Genomic DNA, 23909 nt, shown 5'->3' with positions numbered 1-23909 from the left:
AGAGGGAATAGGACAATATATTTCAAGAGTAATATAAATCGCTATTTTAATAGAGATAGGAGCATTATTATGCCTTGGCCCATGGTTCATTTTGCAATCGCATCGGAATTATTATCTGATCCAACCCCTGAATTTATAGTGGGAAGTCTTGCCCCTGACTCCATTCATGTGAGAACGAATGAAAGAGCCGAAAAGGCAAAAACTCATCTCATGCCAGAGGCAGGACGTTTCGCAACAGACGAAGAGCTCAGGGCATTTTTCAATTCCAACAAGAAACGTGCGCAGAGTGATCCTAAGTTCATGCAATATTTGTGCGGCTACATTGCTCATGTATATACGGATCGGGTATGGACTTTCGAGATTTATCCTGCATATGAAGAACACCCTGATGGAAGAAGTATTTATACGGAGGATGTTACGAAGCTGGAATTTATGATTTTGAGAAAAGGGTCTGATGGCCATGATCTATTGAATAAACTGGAAGCAGGTAAAGCTTTTGACTTAGGTGGGTTGCTGGAGCAAGAGGTGTACCAGTATAGAAAAGAAAAAGTAGACTTTTTGAATAACCTTGAAAATGAGCCCTTAGATGATTTGAACATTATATCTATGGAAGCTATAGAAGAGTTTATACAAACAACGGCCCAGAGACTTAGACAATTGTTTGCAAAGTGGGAGGTGTTTGAAGATTTATGCTGCATTGCTAGAGCAAGGAGTGATATTTATGAAGGTATACAAGAAACAAATCCGTAAAATGGTGATAAAAGATATTTTGTTCCTGTACGTTGTAGACGAGCAAGCACAAGACATATAAATTGTATATTTTCGAATACGTATAAATCTACATTCGTGGAGTTTGTTGTCCCTTGGGAAGATACGTGGGATATATTTGTCTATGAACCCAAGCTGATATCTAATCTCATCCAACATGCATTAGAACAAGGATGGGACTGCCACCAGAAAAATAATCGGATGAAATTCGTCAACGCAACAAGTATCATAAGGGTGTTAATGGCAAAGAAAGAAGCTTGATGATGGGCATGGTTATACCATCTGATTCACTAAAGACCTTAATAAGGAAAGTGGGAGGTATTCTAAATGGAAAAACGGATTAGCCTCGCCCCATATAATGAGAAGTACAATCAAGAGTTGGCTAATTTTTCGTTAAGTGATGAACAGGTTCAGTTTACTGCAATGCCTGCGGAAGTGATGGATGAGGCATTCCAAAATCCGAACAAATATCCGGTAGTGATTTTAAATGATGAGACTCCAGTTGGTTTCTTCATATTACATAAAAATTCTGAATACGTAGAGGAAAGTGATACTTCCCGTACGATACTGGTACGTGCGTTATCCATCACGTTAGAACATCAGGGGAACGGGTATGCACTCACTGCCATGAGGGAACTGCCTACACTGGTTAAGCAGCTTGATCCGAAAGTCGATGAAATTATTTTAGCTGTGAATGAGGGGAATATTGCAGCACAAAAGCTGTATCTAAAAGCAGGTTTTCTGGATATGGGCGAGCGGAAAATGGGCATCAATGGTCTTCAACTAATTTTGCAATACAGAATGGTGTAGGGCATGAATTACGGCAAATAAGACGGCATAGTTGATAAAAAGGAGGACTAATGTGGCGAACATACACAAGGGAAGATATTCGGCTGAGATCGAAGGAGAGTTTGTTGTTTTTATTATTGGAATGAGAGTTAATCGCTTGTGGGCCATACATAAGTGGTTACCTGTTTTTAAATCCATGGGCCCGATGATTAAAGAACTGTACATGAACCCAGATACCGGGTTTCTGGGGACGGAATTTTTTATGAGCTGGCGTGGAGTGACTCTGCTGCAATATTGGAGATCTTATGATGAATTGGAGAAATACGCACGCGGTGGCCTACACTTGGAGGCTTGGAAACGATTTAACAGATCCATTGGATCGGATGGAAGTGTGGGGATTTATCATGAAACGTACAAAGCTCAATCCGGTTCATATGAGACCATCTATGCGAATATGCCCAAATTCGGATTGGCTAAAGTGTCTAACCATGTTCCAGCAACAGGCAGGAAAGAAACGTCCAGACGTAGAATGGGTGGAGAGAGTGATCCCGCAGTAGAAACACCAAAGAATCCTTAACAAATGACTAGTGAAGTTCGAATGTACAATCATCGCAAGTAGAGAGGAGCATGTTATTGAAAGTTAATGTCAAACCAGAAGATTTAGGCTCTGAGCAGCTTAGCTGGCTGTGTGTCCAACCGATGTTAATCTCCGTTCGGGGTAAAGATGTTGCAGCAAAAGTAGAGGTATATCGGCGATTACATGAAGGACAACAAGCGATATTTTTGTTCTACTCCTATCATAACCATACGAAGAGCTTGGCGGAGTTTTATTGGTTTTCGGCGTACAACATTATTGACATGAAGAGCTGGAATGGAATTAAGAACGGGATGCGCTATTTTAACCAAAATGAAATGGTAACTCTGCTGGATGACATCGAGCGTTTGATTACAGATAAAAATAAAGTTGGAGACACGTGGCGTGAGGTCCTGCCTACGGATTTGGAGAAAGACCCAATCCTGCTGCAAAGAACGGAAGAACTATACGCTAAATATCGAGCCGCTGCTCAGGAAGCTATTTTACACATGAATGAAATAATTCGGCAAAATCAGGAGATGTATCTGGAGAACAGTTCGGTAACCTGATTCCAGATGACAGTCTGAAAGAGAGACACGGAGGGCTACTCTTGAATGAGTAGTCCTTTTTATCGTGTCTATACGCTGAAAAATAAGTACCGATGTAACAAACCTGCAATTTCATGCAACAAAACGCAATACTGTGGGTTTGTCGTGGCTTTGCTTGTAATATGAGTTGTGAGAGGAGGAACAGCAAATGAAAGTCATTTTTGAAGAGGAACTGTTAATGGAAAAAAGCATGGCCAAGGTCATAACCCATCCTGATGAGAAGTCCCATTGGGACAGTATCCAAGAAGCGATCTGCCAATCGGAAACAAAACTTGTTGTCATCAATGCCAAGAACAATCGCAATGTGCAAATCGAGTTGAGTTCGGTGGTCGCGATTGAATCAGAGGATCGGTTGTGCTGTGTACGTGTCATCACAGGCGAAAGGTATTTGCTCAACAAACGTCTGAAGTTTGTGGAACAGGATTTGGGATCATCCCATTTTGTGAAAATTAACAATCAAACGATCATCAACACACGTTGTATTAGCGAATTTTCATCAACAGACCATGCCAGGATCCAGGTTGATCTGAACGATGGTTCCAGTTACTTTGTTAGCCGATTCTATATTAAAAACTTTAGGGGGAAATTATCATGATTAGTCAGTTGAAGCATTCATTTTTTCAGGTTTTTACAGTAACTTCGTTGTGGGTCACCTTGTTATTGACACTATTCTCTAAAAGTCAGTCCTTTGAAATGGGTTACCTATGGAATATTGCCGGGATTTCAGCTATTGCCGCTATACTGTTTGGCGTAATGTACAATGCACTTTGGAACTACTTTACGATGAAACCGGTGTGGAATATCGTCATTTCTTCCACATTTAATATTGCAGGAGGAATGGCGATCGTATGGTTATTTTCTACAGACATGTTCCTATTGATTGCTCCCTGGTTCCCTGGAATGTGGGTCCTATCCATCGTACTGCACATTATTGGTTTCTATTTCTATGCTAGAATAGATAGCAGGAAAAAAGCGGAAGAATTAAATAATATTCTGAAGTAAGCAAGGGGTACTGAAATGAACGAAGAAAAGGTTTTGGAGTTGTATGGTTTAGATCCAGATACCAAACATAGGCAGCAAATCAGAGAGTTGTTGCAGCAAGAGATTGAGAATCAAGAAGCAGTAGATCATGAGTATCTCAAAACCTTATGTATTTTGTTATTCTGCATCGGAAATGTAGAGGACACTGTGCTGATCTGGCAGGCAAAACGCAAGAATCAGGATACGGGCAGTTATATTGATGTGCAGCTTCTGTGTGGTGCCGGTTATGAGAAGACAGTGACCTATCTGGAACAGAAGGATGGGGATCAAGTGAGAGAACAGTTGAACTATCTTAGACAGTGTGAGCCATATGACTTTGTTGATTTTTCCAAGGAGGAATGGGTCTCTTACTATAAACAATATTATGAAGAACCTTAGTCATATCCAACATGTGAGAAGTGAGGTGATTAATGATGACAAATGCTGATTCCATCCAGGAACAGATGCAGATGTGTCAGAAATATAATGCCGACTATGTACCGAGCGAACTACACCATAAGATCGGAATCGCCTGGAACGTCAAAGAGAAGTTGGAACCGATCCACGGCATGCGTATTCAGCCCGTGGGAGATACAACAGGATGGTATATTTGGGCGGATGAATACTCGGAGGCAGATGACTTTTTCGTACCTTTACATGTCATACACATCGATGACTGGGACCCCAAAATCAAGAAGTACCTCGGACTTGCGCCGGGATGGCGGTTTGTGATTGCAGAAGATTATGAGGATGTATGGTTTGACGATCAGTTGCTTAACAGATCATAGTCAGAGCAAGCAAATGAGCTAATTAAACATTGAAAGGAGTGGGATGATGCCGAGTGTTCATGATAACATCATATTAAGTTACGAAGTCGATTTGGAGAATGAGAGGATTAGGATGCGTACCCGTTCGTATCACTCTGATTTGTCTGAAGATACTGATATCCTTTTCTCAGGTGTATTAGCACATTCATTTGAAACACCGTTGCAAGGCAGCATTATCTTCGATATTGACGACGTTGGTTTGGATTGTTTTATTAGTTACAATCGCGATTTGTTGGAGAAAGGGAAAGGTCAGGGCTGGCCTATCATGTATGAAACTGATGAAGAACTGGAAACCAAGTTGATCGAGGGGGACTATCTGTACTTTGTCATTTCATCATCGTATGGATTAAGTGGCTGGGTTTTGGCTAAAAAGGTTGAGATGATAACGAAGATGCGGAATGAACAAGATGAAGAATAGATTTGGTCATGAACCGAACATGATCCGTAAATTACCAGTAGTTATGGGTCTTGTCACTTTCGTTGTCATTATGATTATTACCAATCCAACCAGAAGTGATTTTTATACTTGGCTGGAAAGCGAGTATGGTATACATGTCTCCTACGACATCAATGAAACGACGTATACACAGATCACGAACGGCCAGGAAAAAAGTCTTAATTTCAGAAGCGGGCATATACAGCATGTGGGAATCTTTACTACGTACAATGAGACTTTTATGAATGCTGAGGGTAATGAGATCAACATTAAAGCCACTGGTGTAATGAACATGTTTTTTAAAAGATAGTTGGTTGCTGTTCAGATGTTGGAAAGGGGTTATACATACCACGCTTCTTTGTATGATGAAAACATGCAGAGCATCGTGGTTTTTGTGTTGAGCAAAATCCGTAAGGAGGGGGAGGATTACGTTATTTGGTTCATTCGCAAATTCCACATTATGGGTTATGATGTACCTACAGAGAAAATTTAACATACATAGGAAGTTTTTTGGGGATTGAGATTATTCCAGTAGGAGGAATAGAATGAAAGCTATTTTCCTTGATTTTTATGGGACAGTTGTTCATGAAGATGATGATATTCTACCCGTAATTTATAAACAAGTTCAAGCGACAGCGCAGGTGGAGTGTACAACGGATGAGATCGGTGCTTACTGGTGGAAGGCTTTTTCTACATTGTTTTATGCAAGCCACGGCAGCCAGTTTACCACGCAAAGAATGCTGAATGTGCAATCTCTGGCAGAAACGCTTCTCCATTTCAAATCGGAGCTACAAGCTGAGTCGCTTAATCAGGAACAGTTGGCACATTGGCGTAACCCTGGCATATTTGCTGATTCAATTCCCTTCCTTCATTCTCTTAAAATTCCAGTATATATTCTGTCCAATATCGATACGGATGACGTGAAAGCTGCAATGAAGGCACATAACATTGAAGTGGCCGGAGTAATTACCAGTGAGGATGTTCGTTCTTATAAACCAAGGTCAGAGATGTTTGATGAAGCGATCAACAGGTATGGTTTGCAGCGAGATGAGGTGATCCATATAGGCGATTCTCTGGTCAGTGATGTACAAGGAGCGCAAAATGCGGGAATTAAGGCTATCTGGTTGAATCGAAAAGGAAAACTCAAATCGCAACAGATTACACCGGATTATGAGTGCAAAGATCTTGGCGAAGTTGTGCATATGTTTGAGGCTTGGATATGAAAAAGTTAACCGTGTTGTCGTTACTATTTCTATTCTTAATCGCCTGTCAGGATAAAACAACCCATGAAGCTGTGCAGAAACCAACGATTCCAGTGACGGAAAGCGTTACTGATGAAGCAATCGAGCAGAAGGACGATGAAGCAGAAGCACCCAAAAAAGACAAAGGCACCCCTCCTGTTTACCTAGATGAAACGAAGTATACAGGTGATGAACTGGAAATCGTCAAACTGATGAACGTGCGCATGCGTTATATATGGGAAGAGGATGAGGAGGGCTATATGAGCCTTTTTGATCCACAATCGCCAGTCTCAGGCATGCCAGTTTCAAAAGTTCGCAAGGTGATCTCTATGAGCAAGATCAAGATTCGAGAGCAAAAGAAGCTCTATGAGGCACTTGTGATGGTTACTGAATTAAGAGAGAACGGGGAAGAGTTCGGCCCTAGCATGGTGTTTTGGAAGAAGAAAGCGGATGGCGATGCTGCGAAGTGGATTTTTGCAGACATCGTTTAACAACAACTGAAGGAAATGAAGTAAAGGGTGATGAAATCATGACAAAACAATTGATACTTATTGAGGGATTACCGGGTTCAGGAAAGTCGACGATTGCCAAGATGGTTTCCGAGATTCTGACTGAGCAAGGCAAAAGGGTACAACTCATCCAGGAAGGGAATCTGGATCACCCTGCTGATTATGATGGTGTGGCCTTTTTTACTGCGGAAGAGTTCAGGTCTTTGGTGGATGCTCACGAGGAATGTAAACATATATTGGAGAGCAAAGCTACAGCCTATCAGGATGGTTTCCTGATTCCGTATCGCAAAATGAAAGAGGAATTCGGAGTGGATTTCCCTGATTATGTGGTGCAGGAGATATTTAACAAAGATATTTATGAACTGCCTTTTGAACAAAATTTGAAGCTGATCATCGAAAAATGGCGGAGTTTTGCCGAAAGCGTGATAAGTGCGGATGATGATTCCATCACCATATTCGAATGTTGTTTCATTCAAAATCCACTGACCATAGGTATGGTGAAAACCAATCAATCCAGAGAAGAAAACGTGCAATATGTTCTGGAATTGGAGCGCATCGTTCAACCATTGAATCCGCTCCTAATCTATATTCATCAGGAGGATCTTGCACATACCTTTGACAAGGCGATCCAGGAAAGACCCAAGGAATGGTCAGCTGGATTCGTACAATATTACACAAATCAAGGATGGGGACTCGCGAAAGGATATCATGGTGTTGAAGGCACGGTGAAAGTTCTTCAGGCAAGAAAAGAGTTGGAAACCGAAATTTATCAGTTACTGAAGATGGACAAGCACTGGCTGGACAATTCAGAATATAACCGCGCTGCTTGCCAGGAGGAACTGGAGAAGATTCTGAAAATTTCACTTTGAGATACTAAAGTACAAGTACGAGATTTCTTCGTGCGGTAATACAATACATAATGGAGGTTTATTTTCATGTTATTTCTCGAGGCAACACTAATCGTCATTACCGCTATATTGTTCATCATAGGTGTAAGGAGCAAACGCAAAACATGGATTAGATGGGGTATAGGGAGTTTAATTTTGTTGATTGTACTTTTTATTCCATCGTTTGTTAATGGATTTGTGGAGGGATTATCTTCGGGCTGGTCGGCAAAGTAACTTGGAAGCAGTTAAAATTATGGGAGCCTTAAGCATTACGTTCAGAAATAGGAGGGGCATGTGGATCTCACATTTATTCGTCATGGTCACGCTGAACATTTGCTTCATTATCCTCATCAGCTAAACCAGTTGCATCCGGGACTTACTGAACAAGGAAAGAGGCAGGCTACTGAATTACGAAATCAGATTAAAATCTTACCAGAAGACATAGTGTTGGTGAGTCCTACGAAACGAACAATAGAAACGGCATCCCTCTTAACATCAAGAGCTAAACTGACGGTCTGTCCACTCGTTGGCCCGAGAATGTTCCCTCAAAATCCGGAGTTCTCTGTTCTGCGCTGTGATCAAATCTATTCGAAAGACGAATTAAATACTCAGTATACAGGGTTGCAAATTCTTGATTTTGAACTTGACTGCTGGTTGGATGGTATTAATCGAATGGAAGAACATCTATTTGAGGTTTATGCTGGACAGCTAATTCAATGGTGCAGAAAGCAGGGCGGGAGTACTTTTATCATTTCACATGATGGTACGATAACAAGTTATAGAGCTTTTCTTGGAGAGCAGGGGTTAACCCGAAGTGACTTTCTAGGCGAAGCTGGGCATTACACGATTAGAGATCTCTAATATAAAAGATCAATATCTAAACTAAGGGGGATTTTTCGTGAGATTATCGGACTATGAATATTTAGTTTTGGCTCTGGAAGAAGCAGATCAGGCGCTAATAGAAGGAACATATCCGATTGGTGCGATAATTGTGGATGCGGATGGGGATGTCGTTAGTAAAGGAAGAAACCGAGTCTTCTCCGAATGTGATCCTACCGCACATGCTGAAGTCGATGCTATTCGTCAGGCAGGGCAACATTTGCTGGATGTAAGTAAGAAGCGCTACACGAAGAATGACCTGACTCTCTACACCACATGTGAACCTTGTCCCATGTGTTCATGCACCATATTAATGTCGGGGATCAAAAAGATCGTATGGGCTGCGGATGATGAAGGGTATGGCGGGCTTAGACGTTTTAAGGAGGGCCCTCATTTTATCCATCTGTTCGACACACTTTCCTGTATTGCAGCACCATATCTTGATTTGGAAAATAGACAGCGAGCATTGCTTGCCCAATGGAATATTGGTAGAGGTATGCTTAATACAGAGTGGGAGACTCCCAAACAATGAAATCTATTCCGATCTCCATTTTACTAGCCAGTGTCATTTTGGGAATATCGTTCATAGTTGGCTGCCTGTTGCTATCAAATCAGGGGAGAGCTAGTGAATCGACTCAGGCAGTGGAACAGGATGTGCCGAACAATAATAAAACATTAATGACGATCCAAGAAACGGCGGAGTATTTGAGTATGACTAAAGAACAGGTGATGGACATTATTAAGGCCGAACAAGGAAGTTTCTCGGCATCCGGTTTCTTTGAAGGAAAAATGTTTCCTTTCATCAAGGTTCAAGATCAATTTTTGGTTAGTAGAATCGAGTTGGAATTGTGGGCTCAGGACGCATCTTCAAGTCATAGAAGATATATTAATGGGCAGATGCAATAGTCCTAGGGGACGACGGCCTAAACAATCAAAGGAGATAATTTGAAATGGAGTTCGCAGGACAGAAAATAAGAATAACACCTGTCACAGAACATGACCTCGACTTTATAAGCAAAATTGAATGTGATGCGAGTATATGGAGTTTTGAGGAGACCGTTGAAACGGATACGGAGAAAGTTCGCGATAAATATCGTAGTCATTTTTTTACTGTGGAGGAAAAGCCGTATGCCTATGATTTCATTATTCGTCGTTTGGAAGATCCAGAAGGTGAACCAGTTGGCCTTATCCAAATGTGGAGCTATGTAGGTCATAGAAAAAGCTGGGAACTCGGATTCGCGCTGCTTCCGAATTATGTAGGGGAGGGCTATGGAAGTGAGGCTACGAATCTTTTATTAGAATTTGCATTCAACGGGTTACACGCCCATAAAGTGATAGGTATGTGCAATGCTCAGAATGTCAGATCTGCTGCGCTGATGCAGCATGTGGGTATGACACGGGAAGCTGTGTTCAAGGAAGAACTTTGGTGGAACAATCAATGGACGGATCAATATTTCTTCTCCATTTTAGAAAAAGAGTTTAGTGAACAAAGAGGGAGAAATTCAGATGACCAAGCTGGTTTTGTTAAGTGATTTATATTTCGAATCTAACCACCAACTAAATCAGAGGATATTGAGCTTGTTCAACTCTGACCAGCCTTCCATGGGTTATGTACCTTCGTGTTCCGACCCGGAACGGAAATATTTCGAGCATACGAGACGTTACTATAATGAACTGGGTATCAAATCAATTGATTATTATGATCTAGACCTAGAATACGAGGAAAACAGATTTAATACGATTTTTGAAACCGACGCGATTCATTTATCTGGAGGGAATACATTTTATTTTCTAAGTTTATTGCAGAAGAGAAATGCAATGGGATTGTTGCGTTCCTATGTGAACAAGGGCGGCATTCTGATTGGAGTTAGCGCGGGTAGTATTCTAACTACACCAACGATTGAAATGGCCGGATATGGTAAACATGCAGACGAGAACCATGTTGGATTAATGGACAAGCAGGCTCTGGCGCTCGTTGATTTTGAATTTTCACCACATTGGGATGGAACGGAAGAAGCTCCGGAATCATTACGAGATTACGTGCGTGCCAACTCTACAACAATCTATGCTTGCAAAGATGGTAGCGGGATTATTATCAATGGTGAAGTGGTAGAGTCATATGGCGATGCATATCGTATAAACTGAAAATAAGGTGGGTCTACAATGAGTGAAATCACTGTATATCATTATGATGCTTTTTCGACGGTTCCTGGTAAAGGAAATCCGGCTGGAGTCGTCTTTCATGCCGATTCGCTCAGTGAAGAAGCGATGCAGCAGATTGCGCATAAAGTTGGCTTTAATGAAACGGTCTTCGTGATGAGATCCGAGTTGGCAGACGTTAGGTTACGATATTTCACACCGGGTCATGAGATTAATCTGTGTGGGCATGCCACAATGGCATCCATGTATGGGTTAAAGACTAGAGGGCTACTGGAGGATAAGCAGTCGATTACCATTGAGACTAATGTAGGCATATTGCCGATTCAGTTCCAGCAGGATGGCGATACGATCAACATTGAGATGAAGCAGGATCAACCCCGTTTCATGCCATTCCAAGGTGACATAGAGAAGCTGGCAAAATCCATTAATCTAACCACGGATGATATTGATCTATCCGCACCTATAGTTTATGGAAGTACAGGCACCTGGACTTTGTTGATACCGATTTGCAAACTGACTTCTTTCCAACAAATGAAACCGGATTCTTCTCTATTTCCTGAGATATTAGATGAAAATCCGAAAGCTTCTCTGCATCCATTTGCTTTGGAAACCCGCGATTCAGATGCGCTAATGCATGCCAGACATTTTTCCTCGCCTTTTTCGGGAACTACGGAGGATCCGGTTACGGGAACAGCATCCGGTGTGATGGGTGCCTATTATTTGGAGTATATGAATTCTGGGATGGATCAGACTCATTTTGTTGTGGAGCAAGGGCATGAGATTGGCAGAGATGGGAAAGTTCATGTCAGTGTGGTCAGAAATGGACAGGACATGGATGTCAGAATACGAGGCACGGCTGTTTTTGTGGAAGAAATGAAAGTGGAGTTGAATACGTAACAACGTAAATGAAGGAGAGGGTTTAGGTGGATGAACAGGCGGTACTACATACAGTTTCTCATTTGTTACAAGAAGAATGTTCGGACTCTTTGGTAGGAATTTATTTGCACGGGTCCATGGCTATGGGGTGCTTCCATCCCAATCAAAGCGATATCGATATACTGGTGGTATGCCGGGAGCAGCTGTCTGCTGATACCTATCGAAGGATTGCGAAGAGATTGATGCAGACCGAAGATGAAATGCATATTGTCACAGGGTTTGAACTTAGTATTGTTTTGGAGTCTACGGTTGCTAAACTGACATTTCCGACTCCATTTGAGTTTCATTACTCGGGGTATCACCGGGAAAAGTATAGAACTGATGATCAATATCTTTGCGGTGGATACGAAGATCCGGATCTGGTAGCACACCTGGCCGTTATTGTCGACCGTGGAATTGTGCTTGTCGGCAAACCGATTAAGGAGTTATTCCAGCCCGTAAAACGTGAATATATGTTGGCCTCTATTACATCTGACGTTGGTTCAGCTATGGAAGAAATAACGGAGAATCCTGTCTACTATGTTCTGAACCTATCACGGGTTCTATTGTATGTGAAAGAGTCGGTTATATACTCCAAGCGAGAAGCAGGCGAGTGGGCACTCATTCATATTTTACCGAAGTACAAAGAAGTCATCTCACAATGTATAGCAAAATATAACGGAGAGCTGGAAAGCGTGAATCTAAGTGATGATTTACTTCTGGATTATGCGAAGTACATGTTGGATGAAATAAAAAGGAGACATCATGATGATTATAACGACAGAGGATCTGGAACTGATTGAAGCAGCAAAGAACGTAATTTTGCGTTTGTATCAGGAGGGCAAGCATCACGTTGGGGCAGCAGTACGAACTCGATCTGGAAAAATATTTACGGCGGTACATCTGGAAGCCTATATCGGTCGTGTCTCAGTATGCGCGGAAGCGATTGCTATAGGTAAAGCCATTTCGGAAGGGGAACATGAATTCGAAACGATCGTGGCCGTAAGACATCCCGAAGTTGATCCTAATGATGCACCGAACGGAGCGGAAATCCAGTTAGATGTGGTATCTCCTTGCGGTTTTTGCAGAGAACTGATTAGTGATTATGGGAAGGACACACAGGTCATCTTGCAGGGAGAAGAGGGTTATTCTAAAACAACGATTGGGCAGCTATTACCACAAAAATATACAAGAACATAATAAGGAAGGTAGACTGTGATGTTTGAGATAGTTGATATTCGGCAAAAGCCGGACATGCTGCAGACAGCTGTACAATACTTTTGGAAGCAGTGGGGCTCGGAATCAAGTTATCATTTTTACCGGGATTGCATTGAGCGTTCCGTGGAAACCGAGAGTGATGTACCCCGATTTTATGTACTGTTGGATGGAGACAGGATTGTTGGAGGATATGCTCTGTTAAGGAGTGATTTGAATAGCCGCCAGGATCTGTTCCCGTGGTTTGCGTGCCTTCATGTTGATCCAGAATACCGAGGCAAGAACCTTGGTGGGCAACTACAGAATCATGCGATTAATGAGGTGAAGACGAAGGGCTACGATAAGCTGTATTTATGTACGGATTTGACGGACTATTATGAAAAAAATAACTGGGCGTATATCGGTAAAGGATATTTGCTAGATGATGAAGAGACTCGGATCTATGAACATCAAATTTGATGAAGTTCTTCAACATTATTTCTGTGAAGCGAAGTATGTCTTGAAAGCCGTCCCATTTGGACTGACCAATACAACCCAAGTTCTTGAAATGAATGGGCAGAAGTATATCGTTCGAATCTATAATAAGTACATGAAAACGATCGATAGTATTGAGCTCGAAACTCAAGTGACGACATTTCTTGATGGCAGACATTTATCGTTTCAGGTACCTGTCTTTCTTCATACTTTATCTGGAGAGAATTTCGTCGTTTTAAACGATGGGTCTCTTGCAGCTATTACTAATTTTATAGAGGGCTATATACCTCCTTTGTCTGATCTGAAAAAAGCTAAACATTTTGGTAGATTGGTGGGAACGTTCTCTTCTGAGATGAGTAAGCTTCAAACCAAAAAAGACGGCTATCATGGGATATCATTTAGCAAAATATATGATATTCATCCTTTAGCTAATCGTCAGTCAATTAAGACTTTTTTTGAAAATACACCTCTTGAATTATCAGATGAAATGTACTCTTTTTACCAAAGGATGATTACTGATGTGGAGACATCCAACCTTTCTTTGGAAGTGCTGCCGAGTCAACTCGTTCATCATGATTTGTTGATATATAATTTGCTCTCTCGTGACGATGAGATCATAGGCGTACTGGATTTTGATTTTATGGGGATGGATGCTGCGTTCATGGAATTGGCGATTAGCTTCAATCATATGATTCAGGAATCCGAAGGGGCATTGGATATGATTGAGGCTTTTCTTCAAGGGCATTCAACTGAACGTAAACACTCCACTCTGGAAATCAATTACTTACCGTTACTTACCCAAATCTATTTTATAGCGGTGCTTCATTTTTATATTGGTCAGCATTATGCGGGAGTGACGATTGAGCAAAACTTTAACTTTATGCTTAATCAATTTGAGCGGAATATAAACTGGCTACATAAGCATGATTTAAAAATTCAAGAATTGTTTCATAGATACTTGGTCTGATTCAAGAACGATTATTATGAGTCAGAGACTGAGGGTTTCCATAAAGGATCAACCTATACCCAATAAGATTGAAAAACATATCCCCTAGCAGTTCACTCAATGCAAAGACGGATGCCAAAAGAGCCTTGTCCAGAATACGGAAAGACTATCAAGTAACCGAACGGAGTGATTGTCATCGAACAAACCATTCGTTTAGCTCAAGACCTTGCGGAGAGAGTCATTCGAAGAGCAGGAAAAGTTGCCAAAGATCATTTTGATCAGATCACCTGCGCAGAGGAGAAGGGCATCTTTGGGGATGTCGTTACTGAAGTAGATCATGAAGCAGAGCGGATAATATGTGATGAAATTAGCATAAGTTTTCCCGCTCATGAGATCCATAGTGAAGAGCGGGGGCATAACGGACAGAAGAGTGACTGGCTGTGGATGATTGATCCGTTAGACGGAACAAACAACTTTGCCATTGGTCTACCGATATTTTCCGTCTCGATTACATTAATGTATCGTTTAGAACCCGTCCTCGGGGTTATTTACGAACCTCTGGTGGATCGTTTGTTTGTGACATCACGTGGGAATGGAGCAAGTTGTAATCTGAACCCCATGAAAGTCCAAAAGAAAGAGCATATTCATAAAGGGACCATTGGCTGGATTCAGGGACATCAGGTGCAAAATGAGGAGAAGGCTGTACGGCTACGTCAACATCTGGATGTTCGTTTCAAACGAATGATGCGATTATGGGCTCCAACCTTACAGTGGTGCATGTTAGCTAAGGGGGATATTGACGGCATTGTGCTCTACAATTCGGAAGGAGACGATTTGTATTCAGGCATATTAATGGCGAAAGAAGCAGGTGCCATTGTTATGGATTTTGAAGGGATTCCCTTTGAAGGCATGAATTCAGAGCCATATCTGATTGCCTGCCATCCGGATCATCGTGAGTATTTCCTGAGTGTCGTTCGGGAGGGAATGAACTCATGATTAGCGAGCTTAATAAGCATGAATTCTATAAGTTGAGGCACTTCACGGACTTATACAGAAATATTGAGGTGAAGGCCGTGGTATCTGGGTTGAATCCTGGCCGAATCTACGTTGATGATGCAGCAAATATCACAGCAGCGTTAATTTGGGTGAAGGGACAAAACGGTTTTCAGTTGGTCGGAGACGCTCGAAGTGAACCCTTCCTGAACGAATTGGAAGATTTCATGAAAGAACACATAGAACCTGAGTTATTAAGATTAAATATCCACACAGTCGAGGTAGGTGTGGCGGATGAAAGCTGGGAAGATGTGCTTCATCATATGGCCGTGAATAAAGAGCTCCATAGCGATATTCAGCATGTATTCACATTGGATTCAGACCAAGGTATGACTGAACATCTAAGTCATCCGGGTATTCATGAAGGGTATGTTTCTCAGAATGAGGTTGTCAGGCTTCTCAAATTAGACGAGGCATTACTGAAAGCTGGGAAGTTCAACAATCTATCTTTTCTGAAGGACAAAGTCTCACGCTTTTGGGATAACATGGATGAGTTCTTGGAACATGGCTTTGGATACATTGCAGTACAAGGCGAGGATATCGCGAGTGTTTGCTTTTCGGCGTTTATATCAGATCAGTGGCATGCAATTGATATTGAAACTATCGAAGCATACAAGAGAAGGAATTACGGTGCACGGGTAGCGCAAGCATTTGTAGAAGAATGCAGGATTAAAGGTATGCAGGTTCAATACGTTTGGCAGAGGGTGTGGGTATGTCTCTGAACTTTGATTACAGAGTTTACTGGTACAATCTCTCTTGATAGGGTTTGGAAAAAAATGCTGAAAGGAGACTAAAATGAACGAATCATTACAGAGTCAGATTCAATTTCTTATTGAGATTGATAAGCTGAAAACGATTGAACGAAAAACGAGAATCATCCATGGTGACAGACACGAAAATGATGCAGAGCATTCCTGGCATCTGGCGATGATGGCCCTGATTTTGCAGAGTCACTCCAACAAGGAGGTGGATATTCTCAAAGTCATTAAGATGCTTCTTGTTCATGACCTCGTTGAGATCGATGCCGGAGATACATTTGCCTACGATACGGTAGGGCATGCGGATAAATATGACCGAGAGATCAAGGCTGCGCATCGACTATTTGGGATTTTACCTGAGGAACAAGCCGAAGAACTGTTGAACCTATGGCTGGAGTTTGAGGCAAAGGAGACCAACGAAGCGCAGTTTGCCTCGTCGATGGATCGGTTGCAGCCGTTGATCCACAATCATCAGAATGAGGGAGATACGTGGCAGAAATATAATATTACAAGTGAGCAGGTATTAAATAGAAATCGGGAGATTGAGAACGGTTCCGAAACATTGTGGACGTACGCACAACAGATTATCCAAAATTCCGTAGACAAAGGAATCTTGACTAAATCCAAATCTTAGAGCACATTGCTGAACTTATCTGATTACAGACGGGGGAAAATCTTTATGGGTTATATCATGGAGTTGAGAAAGCTGGTGGGTTCGCGTCCTCTAATCATGGCTGGTTCATGTGTGTTGGTCTTCAATGAGCAGGGCCATCTGCTGTTGCAAAGACGTACAGATAGTCTGGATTGGGGAACCCTTGGCGGATCATTGGAACCGGGAGAATCTTTGGAGGAAGCTGCTGCCCGTGAATTAAATGAGGAAGCTGGACTGAGAGCGGGTGCATATAAACTCATTACCGTTTTCTCAGGTCAGGACATGTATTACAAGTATCCGCATGGAGATGAAGTGTATAATGTCATGGCAGTCTATGAAGCTACTGAAATTCAGGGCGAACCAACCGTCATGGATGATGAAGGACTGGAACTGCGTTATTTTGATCTGAGTATACCCATCCCAGAGATCAACCCGTTCACGGAATATGTGCTGAAAAAAGCGGGATATATTAACTGAGTAATGAAAGGAGATCGTATATGACACAGGATTTTTATTGTGATGAAGTGCTTAGTGGTAATACCAAAGTAAATATCGTCATGGAAACAGACAAGGTGCTGGCTTATCATCATACTCGACCATACTACAAGCATCATATTGTTGTTATTCCAAAGATCCATATCCAATCGTTCATTTCACAGGAAGAAGCTAATAATGATGAACTATTATTGGAAATTATGCGCGTTATCAAAAAGGTTGCTGCGGACATGGTTGTCCAGACGGGTTCTTCCAAAATCGTAACCAACCTGGGCACTTACCAGGATTCGAAGCATCAACACTGGCATGTGGTAAGCGGTGAACGTATCCAATAAAATAAGTCTTAAGTAGAGTCTTCCTGCCGGATGTTCGGGGGAAGACTTTTTGAATTTAATGATTAGAATTCACTCTATCAAGAATGAGGAATTTGATTGGAGAAAGTAAATGGAGGTAAAATATGCTAAAATAGTTTGGTGAATTAATAAATTGAACTATTTATCAATCATGATGATCATATGAATTATGAATTCAGTACGTTGATAAAAAAGGAGGAATTGTGATGAGCTTTTCATTCATTTCAACATTCGCAGTTTTATTTAACTTGGTGTTATTCGGTTTGGGTGTATATGCCCTCATTTTATTTATCAAACTTGCTAAACGCGGGATTCAGGCGTTGGACATTTATCTATATGAGAAACGAGGAGAACGGTTCTAAGCTGTAGAAATATCACTCAACAATAGAATTATCATTTTTCTCTCAGTGTTTTATTGTTGCTCTATTGATATGATTAACTCATTATTCAACTAAAGAGAGGGTAAATGACATGGATACTTTTTTAGAGCAAATCAACGAATTGCAGGAGCTTCAAAAAGATTTGGTCAGTATACATCCTTTATTCGCAGACTATTATCCCGTGGTTGTGGCATTTGAAACTTTATTATATATCTATGATTATTCGTCCAAGACACAGCAATATGAATGGGTGAAAACCGTCCCGGATGACCTGAATATTCCCGAAGGATGCCTTGCGGCGTTTCGAGTGCATCACATGGATGAGCGGATGTGCGCAGTGGTGACGGATGCGGCGTTCCAAAATTTTGAGCAGAAAGTCTATCTCTTTCATGAATTTGTCCATTGTTACGTAAATGAGCATTACACCGACATGGGTGACCGACTTGAGATCAAACATAAGATGGAGCAAATCAAACGTGTAACATGGGAACTGGATTATGAGTTTCCTTATGACAATGAGATGGTTGTCCAGCGGATCACTTCGTTGCTGTCAGCCTTGAAGAATAAGGATCTCTTGCAAGTGAAAGAGGCAAGAGTAGCCCTGTTCAGCTCTTTGAGTGAAGAACAAGGGGAGTACTTCAACTGGCTGGAATGGAACGAAGGTTACGCGCGCTATCTGGAGAATCGAATTCGGGAGAAATTTGGACTGGAAATCAATCATATTGGGGATACAGCTCCGTTTAATCGTCTTGTTTTCTATGAGTGCGGGTCGGAATACATAAGCCTGCTCGTTAACGAACAGCCGGATCTTCATACGGATTTGGAGCAGTTATTTGTGAGGATACAAACAGAGCGAGTGCAGGCTTGAACACCGGGTATAATTCCCAAATTCATTACGGACATAAAGATAAGTGCTTTCATGGCCGATACCTCCCAGCGTTTCTAAGTACTGCTCCAAGGATGGGACACTGAGCTGCAGCATGTCAGCATAAGCATCTAGAGCTAAATACAGATGATTACGTAGAGCGTTTACGCTCATGTTCTAAGTAAGAATCGGGAGGTTCATATGCTAATGAAAAAAGCAGGGATTCTCTTAGGACTCTTTGTAGTGCTCCTTGCAGGCTGCAATCCTACCAATGGAAATAATTCTAATCCGAAAGAAGCTCTGCCTTCGCTCATTACATTAACCTGCAACCCCAACTTCACGATTGAAGCGTGTGAGGATGTGGAATTCAAAGATCCGGTTGAGATTGGAATCGTAATCGAGGCTATAAACAAAGCGGAGCGCATAGCGGGAAGTCTTGATTATAGCGCGGAGTACAAGATGATCTTAACAGATGCCGATGGGTCCTTAACCCAGTATGCTTTTTCCATAGGCAAAGATCCCAAGCAGTCAGCCCTTCTGGTTAACCACGAGGATACCCACGTAGGATACAGCATACCCATAGAGGATGCAAACCGAGTGAGGAAACTGATTCAAAGTCATACGGACTGACACAGAAGATTACAGATTACCTTCGGTAAGTCAGTTTACTATATAGGTTCAACAAAAAATTACACGATACCGGAGAGGACAGAAAAAACCTAAAGAAGTGAAGCTAAAAGCTTTCTGAAAGAAAGCTGCATCGGAAGCATCAGCTTCGCCTTTATCCCCGGATTTTACCCTTTGAAAATAGGAATCAAAAAAATCTGGGGATAACAGCGATCGGAAGGTTGTTCTGTCATCGGAGTGGCAAGTGTAAATATTCTTTGGTTTAATTTATATATCTATTGAAACGGAGAGACGGTCATATGAGTCACCTGATTACCATTCAACCTTTAACAGCATCGAATATGGAGGGTGCCTGGCGGGTATTCGAGACATCCATAACGAATGCATTTACACAGGAAGGGCTGGGTTCCCTGCACGAAGACATACGCGATGAAATTGAACACAAAAAAGCGATGCTTTACTCAGCTTTGCATCCTGACAACAAACAGGAATCGAATGTTTTCTTCTTGCTGGCCAAAAGGGAAGATACGGTCGTAGGCACTATTTCGTATGGACCTTGCGGCGAGGAGATTCAAGAATGCACCGACCTCCAACTGAACTACGTAGGGGAATTGGGTAGTCTCTACGTTCTGCCAGAGGTTCAGGGTCGGGGAATTGGCTCTGCTCTCATTCATGCCTTGGCTACTGAACTTCAGAGACGTGAGATTACGCAATTTTGCCTGGATAGTGGATACCGGATAGCCCAGAAGAAATGGCAGCGGAAGTTTGGAGAACCCTATGCCGTGGCAAAGAACTACTGGGGTGAAGGCACGGACCATATGGTGTGGTTATGTAATGTGAAGGATTTTGCTGCAATAAATGACTAAGAGATGACGACCTGTACTGAACAGGGGTCATCTCTTTTATTAAGTCAATCTTTCTGCATCGATAGAGGACTATTCTTCGTACAGTAAGAAAAAGGAGTGAAGATATGCAGTACATACAGAGTACACCCGAGCAACGTTTATCGCCGGATGCCATAACCATATGGAGAATCAGTGCGATTATATTGAACGGAATAGGGTTGATTGTGCTTGCAGCACTGCTGATTCTGGATTCCGTCTTTGGATGGAGGGCGGGGATTGGTTGGTTGCTGTGGGGAGTGACTGCCATATCAGTGCTGTATGCGGTGTGGGAGGTTTTTATCCGGCCTTCATTGTTATACAAGCATTGGTATTACGATGCGAATGAGGAGTTCTTGCAATTGAAACACGGCGCTTTGAAAAAGGTACATCAGATCGTTCCTATGGCCAAAGTACAATCCGTCACGACGAACCAAGGTCCTCTTTTGAGAAAATATGGCCTATATTCTGTATCGATTGGCACGATGGGTTCATCTCATACGATCCCGGCGCTACCAGAGGAAGTGGCGCTTGAACTGCGTAATCAGATTGCGTCCTATGCAAGGATTAATGAGGTGGATGAATGAACGAGATGAAAAGACAACACCCGTTAGCCATGCTCTGGAGTTTGTGGAAACTGGTGAAAAATTCTTTTGCATTTATCGTTTTTTTATTTATTCTCCGTCATGGGTCGGCGTCCACGTGGATTATGTATGGCAGAATCGTCTTCTATGTGGCTATCGCGTTTAGTGTGATAAGCATCATCTGGAGTTGGTTTACACTACGTTATACCGCTGATGATAAGGCTTTTCAGATCTACAGTGGGGTATTTAATCGCACAAGAAGAACGATACCCTATACCAAAATTCAGAACGTAAACCGGCATACGTCGCTGTTTCATCGTTTGTTCCGAGTCACATCCATTCGTTTTGAGACGGGTATCAAGGGAGAAGATGCTACTTTTCAGCTGCAAGTCGTTTCACTTTCGGAATCGGAGCGGCTTGAAAAGGTAGTAGCAGGGCATATGTCGGAAACGAATGTCGCCAGTGATGCTGTAGAACCAAATGAGGAACCAGTGATGCGACCTGAACACGTAACACTGGAAGAAGATATTCAACTACCTGTAAAAGAAGAGCTTGAACGGAATGACCATTACAAGTCCACTCGAAAAGATATATTCAAAGCTTCGTTTACGTCGCTCAGCTTTCTGGTACTTATTCCGATTCTGGGATCGCTCTATTCGTCGATAAAAGATTTCTTTCCCGATGAAAAAGTGACGGAGAGCATCCTATTAACGTGGCTGGATACCTGGTGGATTACCGCATTGATCATTACAGGACTAATTGCTGTTTCCATTATGCTAGGGATTGTCAGAACCTTTGTGAAGTATGGTGATTTCCAAATCTCCTCGGATCGCAAACGTATCTACATTACGAAGGGGATGTTGGAACAGACCGCATTTTCGATCCTGAAAGAACGAGTACAGGCGGTGAAAATCACACAGTCTCCGATGAAAAGACTGCTAGGATTGGCAGAAGTGGAACTAACGACAGCAGGTGGTGTGGGAGAATCCGAACAGGAAGTTAACTCGCTCTATCCTTTTCTGCCTGTGAAGCAAGCTGACGATATGATCTCGGAGATTTTGCCATCCTATCAGGTCACGCAGGAGATGCAGAAGCTTCCACGCAAATCATTATGGCTGCGCATGCTGACACCAAGCTGGGTGTGGATCATTGCAACAGGGTTACTGTTTTATTTCAAACCGCCGATTCTGGGACAGAATCAGGCATGGTGGATGATTTCCGCTATTCTGTTTCTGTGGATTGGCATATGCAGAATAACTGATTTTCTCCATACACGATACATCCTGAATGAGAACTTTATCCAATTGCGAACGGGTGCATTAACCTCGACACTATACATCTCCAAGCGAGAGAAAGTCATTGAGGTACAGATCACCCGGAATCTACTGCAACGTTGGTTTGGAGTTGCTTCGATTCAAACCGTGAATCGTGCCAAACCTGTTCTGCATCATACGCTAAACGATATACCGCTTGAAGCGGTAGAGGCGTTTCAGCTGTGGTATATGGAGCGGAGCCAGAACGTCCAGACTCGATAATGTAAAGGCAAGTGCAGGAAGACTACTAAGTTTACTGTGCACTTGCCTTTTGAATTGAAATTTTTAATTTCTATATCAATTGAACTAAACAGTTACAAGAGAACGGAGAGGACAGAAATAACCTGAAGAAGCGAAGTGTTCGCCTTTATTCCGGGAGTTTCCCCTTTGAAAATAGTAATCAAAAAAAATCTGGGGATAACAGCGATCGGAAGGTTGTTCTGTCATCGGAGTGGCAGGTGTAAATATGCTTTAGTTCAATTGATATAGCTAAGGAGGTATCCTTTTGATTAAAATCGTATTTATGGACGTGGACGGTACGCTACTCAGTGAGAAGGATCGAAGTCTCTCTCCAAGTACAGAGGATTCCATTCGAAAATTGGTTCAGAGGGGCATAGAGGTCGTGCTGGTCACTGGCAGACCGTACAATTTATGCCGAGATTTCAGAAAACTCGGGATTGATACCATGATTTCGGCTAACGGGGCATTGATCAAGAGTGGTGAAGAAGTGATACATAAATCGGTGCTTTCTACACGAATGGTTAGAGAAATCAGTGAATTTGCCGAGCTGAACGGCAGCAGTATTTCTTATTTTACAGAGTCATTCGAAATGAATGGTTTATGCACAGCGGATGTACGTGTCACCGATGCATTGAGAGATACGCTCGGTCTGATGGAGTACCCATTGAGCATCAGTTCTTTGGACCAGGAAGTGTATTGCATTTGTTTATATGCCGATCAAGCCGAAGCGGAGAAATTCCATTCCAGATTTCCAGCATTAAAATTCGTGAGGTTTCATCCTTACGTGTCTAACGTACTGGAAGAGAATGAAGTATCCAAATCGATAGCGGCAGGGAAAGTGCTCGACCACCTGAATATATCGAAAGAGGAAGCAATGGCTTTTGGCGATGGTGAAAATGATATTGATTTGCTAGAGTATGTGGGTCTTGGCATTGCGATGGGAAACGGAGGAGAGCGCGTCAAACAAAGTGCCGACTATGTCACACTGCGAGCAAGTGAGGATGGCATCACACATGCGTTGAGGAAGTTTAAAATCATAGAATAAGCAAATTTTGGAGTAATAAGGATATCCTAATTATGGGTTTTCATGTAGAATGATGGAGGATGAATTAAGCCCTAAAGCATAGGGTGTGATCGAAGGGTGACTTATGAAAAAGGTTGTCATTGTAATCTTGTCTTTTGTCGTACTTATTGGTGTATCTTCTTCAGCTTATGCCCATCCAGGTAGACTGGACAAAAATGGTGGACATAATTGTTCCGCGAAATCCAAACAAAAGGGCCTTTGCACAGGCTACCATTATCACAAAAAGAAGAAATGAATGAAAATGAGTTTTACAAGGTAAACCCAGCCCTGGTCTGATCTAAGGTTGGGTTTGCATGTTTATAATTCATGGTAGTCGCAGCTAACAGAATAGAATAAACATTACGTTAGAGGTGAGTAGTATTATGGGCTTTATTGG

The 23909-nt window shown here is 42.1% G+C and carries 37 protein-coding genes; all 37 read left to right on the top strand.

What is annotated here, in order from left to right:
- Positions 1 to 81 precede the first annotated feature (81 nt).
- The 37 genes from ACR1R9_RS19105 (at position 82) to ACR1R9_RS18925 (ending at position 23768) form a co-directional block, all read left to right on the top strand.
- Positions 82 to 750 (top strand): hypothetical protein, encoded by a 669-nt coding sequence (locus ACR1R9_RS19105; RefSeq protein ID WP_433956382.1) that lies wholly within the window; start codon positions 82 to 84, stop codon positions 748 to 750.
- A gap of 345 nt (positions 751 to 1095) precedes the next feature.
- Positions 1096 to 1578, top strand: a complete 483-nt coding sequence (locus ACR1R9_RS19100; RefSeq protein WP_433922990.1) for a GNAT family N-acetyltransferase — start codon at positions 1096 to 1098, stop codon at positions 1576 to 1578.
- A 52-nt stretch (positions 1579 to 1630) separates the two neighbouring features.
- Positions 1631 to 2134: a DUF4188 domain-containing protein gene (locus tag ACR1R9_RS19095; RefSeq protein ID WP_433922991.1), complete on the top strand. Its 504-nt coding sequence runs from the start codon at positions 1631 to 1633 to the stop codon at positions 2132 to 2134.
- A 56-nt stretch (positions 2135 to 2190) separates the two neighbouring features.
- On the top strand, positions 2191 to 2700 hold the full coding sequence (locus tag ACR1R9_RS19090; RefSeq protein WP_433948914.1) for a hypothetical protein: 510 nt from the start codon (positions 2191 to 2193) through the stop codon (positions 2698 to 2700).
- 187 nt (positions 2701 to 2887) lie between these two features.
- Positions 2888 to 3334, top strand: a complete 447-nt coding sequence (locus tag ACR1R9_RS19085; protein ID WP_326065234.1) for a LytTR family DNA-binding domain-containing protein — start codon at positions 2888 to 2890, stop codon at positions 3332 to 3334.
- On the top strand, positions 3331 to 3741 hold the full coding sequence (locus ACR1R9_RS19080) for a hypothetical protein (RefSeq protein WP_064639689.1): 411 nt from the start codon (positions 3331 to 3333) through the stop codon (positions 3739 to 3741). Before ACR1R9_RS19085 ends, ACR1R9_RS19080 begins: the two co-directional genes overlap by 4 nt.
- A gap of 15 nt (positions 3742 to 3756) precedes the next feature.
- Positions 3757 to 4158: a hypothetical protein gene (locus ACR1R9_RS19075; RefSeq protein ID WP_076290038.1), complete on the top strand. Its 402-nt coding sequence runs from the start codon at positions 3757 to 3759 to the stop codon at positions 4156 to 4158.
- Between the two features lie 32 nt (positions 4159 to 4190).
- A complete protein-coding gene (locus tag ACR1R9_RS19070) occupies positions 4191 to 4547 on the top strand; it encodes an immunity protein Imm33 domain-containing protein (RefSeq protein WP_433922993.1) in 357 nt (118 codons plus the stop codon).
- 112 nt (positions 4548 to 4659) lie between these two features.
- Positions 4660 to 5004, top strand: a complete 345-nt coding sequence (locus ACR1R9_RS19065) for a hypothetical protein (RefSeq protein ID WP_326065238.1) — start codon at positions 4660 to 4662, stop codon at positions 5002 to 5004.
- The gene (locus tag ACR1R9_RS19060; protein ID WP_125477249.1) at positions 4994 to 5332 is read left to right on the top strand and encodes a hypothetical protein; all 339 of its coding nucleotides are present in this window, start codon (positions 4994 to 4996) and stop codon (positions 5330 to 5332) included. The genes ACR1R9_RS19065 and ACR1R9_RS19060 overlap by 11 nt, the downstream gene beginning before the upstream one ends.
- 235 nt (positions 5333 to 5567) lie before the next feature.
- Complete coding sequence (locus tag ACR1R9_RS19055; protein ID WP_433922994.1) at positions 5568 to 6245, top strand: HAD family hydrolase; 678 nt, start codon at positions 5568 to 5570, stop codon at positions 6243 to 6245.
- A complete protein-coding gene (locus ACR1R9_RS19050) occupies positions 6236 to 6754 on the top strand; it encodes a hypothetical protein (RefSeq protein WP_433922995.1) in 519 nt (172 codons plus the stop codon). The genes ACR1R9_RS19055 and ACR1R9_RS19050 overlap by 10 nt, the downstream gene beginning before the upstream one ends.
- A gap of 38 nt (positions 6755 to 6792) precedes the next feature.
- Positions 6793 to 7641 (top strand): adenylyl-sulfate kinase, encoded by an 849-nt coding sequence (locus ACR1R9_RS19045; protein ID WP_433922996.1) that lies wholly within the window; start codon positions 6793 to 6795, stop codon positions 7639 to 7641.
- A gap of 66 nt (positions 7642 to 7707) precedes the next feature.
- Positions 7708 to 7893, top strand: coding sequence for a hypothetical protein (locus ACR1R9_RS19040; RefSeq protein ID WP_076290031.1), 186 nt, complete (start codon positions 7708 to 7710; stop codon positions 7891 to 7893).
- Positions 7894 to 7953: 60 nt separating this feature from the next.
- On the top strand, positions 7954 to 8520 hold the full coding sequence (locus ACR1R9_RS19035; RefSeq protein WP_433922997.1) for a histidine phosphatase family protein: 567 nt from the start codon (positions 7954 to 7956) through the stop codon (positions 8518 to 8520).
- A gap of 37 nt (positions 8521 to 8557) precedes the next feature.
- Complete coding sequence (locus ACR1R9_RS19030) at positions 8558 to 9070, top strand: nucleoside deaminase (protein ID WP_076290029.1); 513 nt, start codon at positions 8558 to 8560, stop codon at positions 9068 to 9070.
- Entirely contained in the window at positions 9067 to 9444 is a 378-nt protein-coding gene (locus tag ACR1R9_RS19025) for a hypothetical protein (RefSeq protein ID WP_072734132.1), read from the top strand. The genes ACR1R9_RS19030 and ACR1R9_RS19025 overlap by 4 nt, the downstream gene beginning before the upstream one ends.
- Before the next feature lie 44 nt (positions 9445 to 9488).
- Positions 9489 to 10070: a GNAT family N-acetyltransferase gene (locus tag ACR1R9_RS19020; RefSeq protein ID WP_433922998.1), complete on the top strand. Its 582-nt coding sequence runs from the start codon at positions 9489 to 9491 to the stop codon at positions 10068 to 10070.
- Complete coding sequence (locus ACR1R9_RS19015; protein WP_433922999.1) at positions 10045 to 10683, top strand: Type 1 glutamine amidotransferase-like domain-containing protein; 639 nt, start codon at positions 10045 to 10047, stop codon at positions 10681 to 10683. Before ACR1R9_RS19020 ends, ACR1R9_RS19015 begins: the two co-directional genes overlap by 26 nt.
- A gap of 18 nt (positions 10684 to 10701) precedes the next feature.
- Positions 10702 to 11595 carry a PhzF family phenazine biosynthesis protein gene (locus ACR1R9_RS19010; protein WP_433923000.1) on the top strand — a complete coding sequence of 298 codons (894 nt, stop codon included), beginning with the start codon at positions 10702 to 10704 and terminating at the stop codon, positions 11593 to 11595.
- A 26-nt stretch (positions 11596 to 11621) separates the two neighbouring features.
- On the top strand, positions 11622 to 12416 hold the full coding sequence (locus ACR1R9_RS19005) for an aminoglycoside adenylyltransferase domain-containing protein (protein WP_099855015.1): 795 nt from the start codon (positions 11622 to 11624) through the stop codon (positions 12414 to 12416).
- Complete coding sequence (locus ACR1R9_RS19000; protein ID WP_433923001.1) at positions 12379 to 12813, top strand: cytidine deaminase; 435 nt, start codon at positions 12379 to 12381, stop codon at positions 12811 to 12813. The genes ACR1R9_RS19005 and ACR1R9_RS19000 overlap by 38 nt, the downstream gene beginning before the upstream one ends.
- 18 nt (positions 12814 to 12831) lie before the next feature.
- Positions 12832 to 13287: a GNAT family N-acetyltransferase gene (locus ACR1R9_RS18995; RefSeq protein ID WP_064639655.1), complete on the top strand. Its 456-nt coding sequence runs from the start codon at positions 12832 to 12834 to the stop codon at positions 13285 to 13287.
- Positions 13271 to 14269 (top strand): phosphotransferase, encoded by a 999-nt coding sequence (locus ACR1R9_RS18990; protein ID WP_433923002.1) that lies wholly within the window; start codon positions 13271 to 13273, stop codon positions 14267 to 14269. Before ACR1R9_RS18995 ends, ACR1R9_RS18990 begins: the two co-directional genes overlap by 17 nt.
- A gap of 174 nt (positions 14270 to 14443) precedes the next feature.
- Positions 14444 to 15244, top strand: a complete 801-nt coding sequence (locus ACR1R9_RS18985) for an inositol monophosphatase family protein (protein WP_433923687.1) — start codon at positions 14444 to 14446, stop codon at positions 15242 to 15244.
- Positions 15241 to 16023, top strand: a complete 783-nt coding sequence (locus ACR1R9_RS18980; protein WP_433923003.1) for a GNAT family N-acetyltransferase — start codon at positions 15241 to 15243, stop codon at positions 16021 to 16023. Before ACR1R9_RS18985 ends, ACR1R9_RS18980 begins: the two co-directional genes overlap by 4 nt.
- A 73-nt stretch (positions 16024 to 16096) precedes the next feature.
- Positions 16097 to 16693: an HD domain-containing protein gene (locus tag ACR1R9_RS18975; RefSeq protein WP_433923004.1), complete on the top strand. Its 597-nt coding sequence runs from the start codon at positions 16097 to 16099 to the stop codon at positions 16691 to 16693.
- Between the two features lie 45 nt (positions 16694 to 16738).
- Complete coding sequence (locus tag ACR1R9_RS18970; protein WP_433923005.1) at positions 16739 to 17188, top strand: NUDIX hydrolase; 450 nt, start codon at positions 16739 to 16741, stop codon at positions 17186 to 17188.
- Positions 17189 to 17208: 20 nt separating this feature from the next.
- Complete coding sequence (locus ACR1R9_RS18965; RefSeq protein ID WP_072734123.1) at positions 17209 to 17541, top strand: HIT domain-containing protein; 333 nt, start codon at positions 17209 to 17211, stop codon at positions 17539 to 17541.
- Positions 17542 to 17765: 224 nt separating this feature from the next.
- The gene (locus ACR1R9_RS18960; protein WP_162491041.1) at positions 17766 to 17921 is read left to right on the top strand and encodes a hypothetical protein; all 156 of its coding nucleotides are present in this window, start codon (positions 17766 to 17768) and stop codon (positions 17919 to 17921) included.
- A gap of 109 nt (positions 17922 to 18030) precedes the next feature.
- On the top strand, positions 18031 to 18807 hold the full coding sequence (locus ACR1R9_RS18955) for a hypothetical protein (RefSeq protein ID WP_433923006.1): 777 nt from the start codon (positions 18031 to 18033) through the stop codon (positions 18805 to 18807).
- A gap of 204 nt (positions 18808 to 19011) precedes the next feature.
- Positions 19012 to 19434, top strand: a complete 423-nt coding sequence (locus ACR1R9_RS18950) for a hypothetical protein (protein WP_433948916.1) — start codon at positions 19012 to 19014, stop codon at positions 19432 to 19434.
- A 296-nt stretch (positions 19435 to 19730) separates the two neighbouring features.
- Positions 19731 to 20297 carry a GNAT family N-acetyltransferase gene (locus ACR1R9_RS18945; protein WP_433923008.1) on the top strand — a complete coding sequence of 189 codons (567 nt, stop codon included), beginning with the start codon at positions 19731 to 19733 and terminating at the stop codon, positions 20295 to 20297.
- A gap of 104 nt (positions 20298 to 20401) precedes the next feature.
- Positions 20402 to 20899 carry a PH domain-containing protein gene (locus ACR1R9_RS18940; protein WP_433923009.1) on the top strand — a complete coding sequence of 166 codons (498 nt, stop codon included), beginning with the start codon at positions 20402 to 20404 and terminating at the stop codon, positions 20897 to 20899.
- Positions 20896 to 22431, top strand: coding sequence for a PH domain-containing protein (locus ACR1R9_RS18935; protein ID WP_433923010.1), 1536 nt, complete (start codon positions 20896 to 20898; stop codon positions 22429 to 22431). The genes ACR1R9_RS18940 and ACR1R9_RS18935 overlap by 4 nt, the downstream gene beginning before the upstream one ends.
- 283 nt (positions 22432 to 22714) lie before the next feature.
- Positions 22715 to 23494: a Cof-type HAD-IIB family hydrolase gene (locus ACR1R9_RS18930; protein WP_433923011.1), complete on the top strand. Its 780-nt coding sequence runs from the start codon at positions 22715 to 22717 to the stop codon at positions 23492 to 23494.
- Between the two features lie 103 nt (positions 23495 to 23597).
- Positions 23598 to 23768, top strand: coding sequence for a YHYH domain-containing protein (locus ACR1R9_RS18925; RefSeq protein ID WP_094030628.1), 171 nt, complete (start codon positions 23598 to 23600; stop codon positions 23766 to 23768).
- The last annotated feature ends 141 nt before the right edge of the window (positions 23769 to 23909 follow it).

This window comes from Paenibacillus taichungensis (genome assembly GCF_050994985.1).
GTDB lineage: Bacteria > Bacillota > Bacilli > Paenibacillales > Paenibacillaceae > Paenibacillus > Paenibacillus taichungensis.
Note: the sequence above shows the minus strand (reverse complement) of the source record. Positions and strands in the feature narration are given on the sequence as shown.